The sequence below is a fragment of the Hydrogenivirga sp. 128-5-R1-1 genome (genome assembly GCF_000171895.1).
Genome location: NZ_ABHJ01000060.1, coordinates 1 through 3,900, shown reverse-complemented (window position 1 = coordinate 3,900; position 3,900 = coordinate 1). Strand labels below are relative to the sequence as shown.

Annotated in this window: 5 protein-coding genes; 1 reads left to right on the top strand and 4 read right to left on the bottom strand. The window is 31.0% G+C overall.

Annotation, left to right across the window (positions count from 1 at the left end):
- Together HG1285_RS05500 and metG are read right to left on the bottom strand one after the other, a co-directional pair.
- On the bottom strand, positions 1-336 hold a 336-nt coding region (locus HG1285_RS05500; RefSeq protein ID WP_008288380.1), incomplete at its 3' end, for an NAD(P)H-dependent oxidoreductase subunit E.
- A 67-nt stretch (positions 337-403) separates the two neighbouring features.
- The gene (gene metG / locus HG1285_RS05505; RefSeq protein WP_008288379.1) at positions 404-2,305 is read right to left on the bottom strand and encodes a methionine--tRNA ligase; all 1,902 of its coding nucleotides are present in this window, start codon (positions 2,303-2,305) and stop codon (positions 404-406) included.
- 96 nt (positions 2,306-2,401) lie between these two features.
- Here metG and HG1285_RS05510 point away from each other — a divergent pair, with 96 nt between their 5' ends.
- Positions 2,402-2,602, top strand: a complete 201-nt coding sequence (locus HG1285_RS05510; RefSeq protein ID WP_008288377.1) for a hypothetical protein — start codon at positions 2,402-2,404, stop codon at positions 2,600-2,602.
- Positions 2,603-2,710: 108 nt separating this feature from the next.
- Here the strand turns inward: HG1285_RS05510 and HG1285_RS05515 are convergent, their stop codons facing one another.
- Together HG1285_RS05515 and uppS are read right to left on the bottom strand one after the other, a co-directional pair.
- Positions 2,711-3,469: a phosphatidate cytidylyltransferase gene (locus HG1285_RS05515; RefSeq protein WP_008288375.1), complete on the bottom strand. Its 759-nt coding sequence runs from the start codon at positions 3,467-3,469 to the stop codon at positions 2,711-2,713.
- The coding region (uppS, locus tag HG1285_RS05520) for a polyprenyl diphosphate synthase (protein WP_008288374.1) at positions 3,462-3,900 on the bottom strand (439 nt) is incomplete at its 5' end. The genes HG1285_RS05515 and uppS, both read right to left, overlap by 8 nt.

The window sequence follows — 3,900 nt, the reverse complement described above, 5'->3', positions numbered from 1 at the left end:
GTGTCCTCCAGCTTCTGCACCGGTTAGTTTTTCAAGCATCTTCAAAAACTTCCTGCTTCCTGCAAGATGACAGGGTAAATTTCTACATAATCTAATGTGGTTTTTTGCCTTTTTTTCAAAACGAAACATGTCGTAAAATGAAACTATACCTTCTATGTCAGCTTCAGGTACTTGAAGATATTCTGACAGCTCTCTAATGGCTTCATCTGGTATATCTCTATAAGTCTCCTGTATAGTATGAAGAGAAGGAATTATAGCCTGCTCTTTTGTCAGATATTTATTTTTAAAATATTCAATTTTTTCAATAACTTCTTTTGTAAGGTATTTATATTCCATTTAATTTGACTCTTAACTCTTATTTTTGTGCAATAATTTTAGTTTATTTTAACTATAACTTCAAAATCTATGATACATAACTTCCGTTTTTAACGTTTTTATCAACAGTTAAAAGCGATAAAGTTTGATTATCTTTTGCAGCTAAAATCATTCCTTTAGATTCTATTCCAAATATCTTTCTTGGTTTTAGGTTTGCAAATACTATTATTTTCTTTCCAACAAGTTCTTCAGGTGTGTAGTACTGGGCTATTCCAGAAACAACAGTTCTTTTTTCATCTCCAAGGTCAACTAAAAGTTTTAAGAGTTTATCAGCTTTTGGTACTTTTTCAGCTTCTAAAACTTCTCCAACTCTAAACTTTAGCTTTGTAAAATCTTCTATTGAAACAACGCCTTTTTCTATTTCCTTAACTTCTTTTTTCTCTTCACTCACTTTTTCTTCCTCCTTGATTTCAACTCTTGGGAATAATGGCTTAATTTTTTTAGCAATTTTCGTTCCTGATGGAAAATTAAATGGCTCAGGGATATATGTAAATTCTTCAAGTCCAAGCATATTTAAAGCTTCTTTCATTTTATCTGGCATAAAAGGAGATAAAAGCCAGATAATTGCGTAAATTCCATCAGCAAGTACATAAAGAGTAGTGTCAAGGTATGGGTCTTGAGACTTTTTTAACGCCCACGGCTCAGTTTTTACAATGTATTTATTTAGAAAATCAATGAATTCCCATATCAGTTCAAGGGATTTATTATACTCAAGATTTTTTAAATGTTTATCTACATTTTCTACTGTATAAAGGTAAATCTCTTTATACTCTTTTTCTAAATCTGTGTATTTTTCACCACATTCAACAATGCCTTTTTTAAACTTATTAATCATCGTTAGACTTCTTGATATTAAGTTTCCAAGGTCATTAGCTAGGTCTGAGTTTATTCTTCCAATTACTGCTGATTTTGAAAAATCTCCATCAAGCCCGAACGGAACTTCCCTCATTAGAAAGTATCTAAGCTCATCAACCCCGTAGCTTTTAACTGCTTTGAAAGGGTCAACAACGTTTCCAAGAGATTTTGACATCTTTTTACCTTCAACAGTCCACCAGCCGTGGGCAAAAACTTTTTCAGGTATTTCAAGTCCTGCACTCATTAAAAATGCAGGCCAGTAAACTGCGTGAAATCTAAGTATATCTTTACCTACAATATGAACATCTGCCGGCCAAAATGTTTTAAAAAGCTCACTTTCTGTATCAGGATAACCAACTGCAGTCAGGTAATTTGTTAAAGCGTCAAACCATACATAAATAGTATGGTTTTCGTCAAAAGGAACAGGTATTCCCCATTTAACTCTGTCTCTTTTTCTTGAAACAGATAAGTCTTTTAAGCCCTGTTTCACAAAAGATACAACTTCATTTCTTCTGTAATCTGGCTGTATAAACTCAGGATTTTTTTCATAAAGCTTAAGGAGTTTATCTGTATATTTTGAGAGCCTGAAAAAATAGCTTTCTTCAACAATTTTTTCACATTTTTTTTGATGTATCGGGCATTTATAGTCCAAATCTTTAATTTCTGTTTCTGTTTTAAACTCTTCACAGCCGACACAGTACCAGCCTTCATATTTTCCAAGATAAATATCGCCGTTTTCATAACATTTTTGAAAAATATATTGAACAGCTTTTATATGGTCTTCATCTGTTGTTCTTATAAATCTGTCATATGATATATTTAAAACCTGCCAGAGCTCTTTAAATTTTTGATGTGTCTGGTCAGCAAGTTCTTTTGGGGTTATACCTTTTTCTTCAGCAGATTTTTGAATTTTGAGACCGTGTTCATCTGTTCCTGTTAAAAAGAAAGTTTTTATGCCTTTTTGTCTGTTGTATCTTGCCAGTACATCTGCTGCTACAGTTGTATATGCATGTCCTATATGAGGAACGTCGTTAACATAGTATATTGGGGTTGTGATATAAAACTTATCTGCCATAAAATGCTCCTATCTCATTTTTATTAGTTAATATTTTAACAAAAACATACATTGTAAACTTTATAGAATATTTTATAATTAGATTTTATAAGTGGTTTGAAAAATGTAGCTAATGAATTAGGAAAGACATTTTTCAATATTGCTGTAGCTATAGTAGTATTTATGCTTTTGCAGCCGTTTGTAAAGGGAGAACTGAGCTTTAAGTTAATTGTTATTACTGTTATGGGATTTACTATATCTTTATTTATAGGTGCAGTTCTTTTATATTTTGCAGGAGGCAAGAAAGATGAGTGTTGAAGAATATCTTACATGGGTTGTTGCTATGATTTCTGTTGTTGGTATAACTGCAACTATTATTCTTACATACTTAATAAAACGTAGTGAAAAAAAGAAGTCTTAATGAAACTATAAAAAATTATAAAAAGTAAGAAAAACAATTGATGCAAACATCAATGCATCAATTCTATCTAAAATACCACCATGTCCGGGAATAAGATTAGAGCTGTCTTTAACTCCTACCTGCCTTTTAAGAAAACTTTCAAATAAATCTCCTATCTGCATTACTATAGAGGCAATGGCTGTAGGAACAATAGCTTCTAAATGATTAAAGTAATAAGCTGTTATTCCTCCAGCTATCAATGAACCTAAAATACTTCCAAAAGCTCCTTCTAATGTTTTTTTAGGTGAAAGACGTGGAGCAAGTTTGTTTTTGCCAAATGTTTTACCAACAAAATATGCAAATGTATCTCCTGCCCATACAGTTGCAAAAAGTATTAAAAGCAAGTATTTATCTTCATCAACTAAAAGACCTAAAGAAGAAACAAAAAATGAACCGTAAATTAGAGAAAAAACAATAGAAGTTAAGTAGTTAATATCCCATTTTTTAACAGCTTCATAAAAGCCGTATAAGAATATTGTTAAAACTGCGAGGTAAAAATTAAAAAATAAGATAGAAAGTGAAGCCAAAAAACCAATAATAGCTGTACTTATTGGATTTATTTTTTCAAATTTTTTCGTAAGTAAATTTGCTGTTTCCCATACTGCAACTGCTGATAAAACAGCAATAAAAAATTTAAAAATATTTTTATCTAAAAATAAAACTGCAGAAATAGCTATTGAAGCAAGGATAATACCTGAAATAGTCCTTACTAATAATTTACTCAACAGCAGTTATTCTCCCAAATCTTCTTTCACGGCTTTGATAATCATATAAAGCTTTTAAAAATTCATCTTCATCAAAGTCAGGCCATAGAACAGGAGTAAAATAAAATTCTGTATATGCCATCTGCCACAGCATAAAATTTGATATTCTTTGTTCTCCGCTTGTTCTAATTAACAAGTCAGGGTCAGGCAAATCAGGAAAGTAAAAATAATTTTTAAAATTTTCTTCTGTTATACCTTTTTTTCCGGATTTAATAATTTCATTTACAGCATCAACTATTTCTGCTCTTCCACTGTAATTTAACGCAACAACTAAATTCATACCACTGCAGTTTTTTGTTTTTTCTTCGCCTTCTTCTATAGTTTTTAATATCATTTCTGGAAGGTTTTCTCTTCTTCCTATAAACTTGAGTTTTATATTGTCCTCTATTAAA